The sequence below is a fragment of the Rhodococcus sp. T9N genome (assembly GCF_024436645.1).
Taxonomy (GTDB): domain Bacteria; phylum Actinomycetota; class Actinomycetes; order Mycobacteriales; family Mycobacteriaceae; genus Rhodococcus_F; species Rhodococcus_F qingshengii.
The window spans coordinates 1-1,471 of record NZ_JAMSKS010000061.1 but is presented as its reverse complement, the minus strand read 5'-3'; the positions used below and the strand labels follow the sequence as shown (position 1 = coordinate 1,471).

Annotated in this window: 1 protein-coding gene; it reads left to right on the top strand. The window is 64.8% G+C overall.

Going from position 1 to position 1,471, the window contains the following annotated elements:
* Nucleotides 1-133 precede the first annotated feature (133 nt).
* The gene (locus M1L53_RS33005; protein WP_042927240.1) at nucleotides 134-1,438 is read left to right on the top strand and encodes an IS256-like element ISRer3 family transposase; all 1,305 of its coding nucleotides are present in this window, start codon (nucleotides 134-136) and stop codon (nucleotides 1,436-1,438) included.
* Nucleotides 1,439-1,471: the final 33 nt, after the last annotated feature.

The following is a 1,471-nucleotide window of genomic DNA, read 5'->3' as shown; positions in this document are numbered from 1 at the left end:
GAGCAATGATCAGAACCTGTGGATGGTTCTCGGCGAGGCGGCGTGAGTGGGCGCACCTTCCCGGGAATGATCTGAAATTCCATCAGCTCTGATCAGGACCGGCGTTGGCGCGCTGGTTCGGGAAGGTACGCCCATGCTCACGGTAGTTCAGGATCAGCAATCCTCCAACGACGACAGCGGTGTTGGTCGGTCGTTGCTTGACGAGATCGTTCGCGACGGTGCCCGGCAGATGCTCGCGGCGGCGTTGGCCGCCGAAGTCGCCGCATACATCGAGCAGTTCGCCGAGCATCTCGATGAGCACGGCCGGCGGCTGGTGGTCCGCAACGGCTATCACCACGAGCGTGACGTGCTCACCGCGGCGGGGGCGGTGACGGTGACCGCACCGCGGGTCAACGACCGCCGTGTCGACGCCGAGACCGGTGAACGGCAACGGTTTTCCTCGGCGATCCTGCCGGCGTGGTCACGCAAGTCCCCGCAGATGACCGAGGTGTTGCCGCTGCTGTACCTGCACGGGCTGTCCAGCGGCGACTTCGGTGCGGCGTTGGAGCAGTTCCTCGGCACTGGTGCCGGGCTGTCGGCCTCGACGATCACCCGGCTGACCGCGCAATGGCAGGACGAGGCGAAGGCCTTCGCCGACCGGGATCTCTCGGGCACCGATTTCGTGTACCTATGGGTCGACGGCATCCATCTCAAGGTCCGCCTGGAGCAGGAGAAGCTGTGCTTGCTCGTGATGATCGGCGTCCGCGCCGACGGCCGCAAGGAGCTCGTCGCGCTCACCGATGGGTTCCGGGAGTCCACAGAGTCGTGGGCTGATCTGCTGCGCTCATGCCGACGCCGCGGGATGACCGCCCCGGTGCTGGCCGTCGGTGATGGGGCGCTGGGGTTCTGGAAGGCACTGCGGGAGGTGTTTCCGGATACCCGTGAACAGCGCTGCTGGTTTCACAAGCAGGCCAATGTGCTTGCTGCGCTGCCCAAGTCGGCTCATCCAGGTGCGACCGCGGCGATGCGGGAAATCTACAACGCCGAGGACATCGACAAGGCCCAGGTCGCGATCAAGGCCTTCGAGGTAGATTACGGCGCGAAGTACCCCAAGGCGGTCGCCAAGATCGTCGACGACGCCGACGTGCTCCTGGAGTTCTACCGGTACCCGGCCGAGCACTGGATCCACTTGCGCACTACGAATCCGATCGAATCGACGTTTGCGACCGTGCGGTTGCGAACCAAGGTCACCAAGGGCCCTGGGTCACGCGCAGCGGGGATTGCCATGGCCTACAAGCTGATCGACGCCGCACAAGCCCGCTGGCGGGCGGTCAACGCCCCCCATCTGGTCGCGCTGGTCCGTGCCGGCGCGGTGTTCCACAAAGGCAAGCTGCTCGAACGACCCATCGACATCTCACCCGCTGAGCCCGACGAATCAAGCGAAACGGAGGTCGCCTGAAACACCCTCATCCACAGGTCTTGACAATATCTC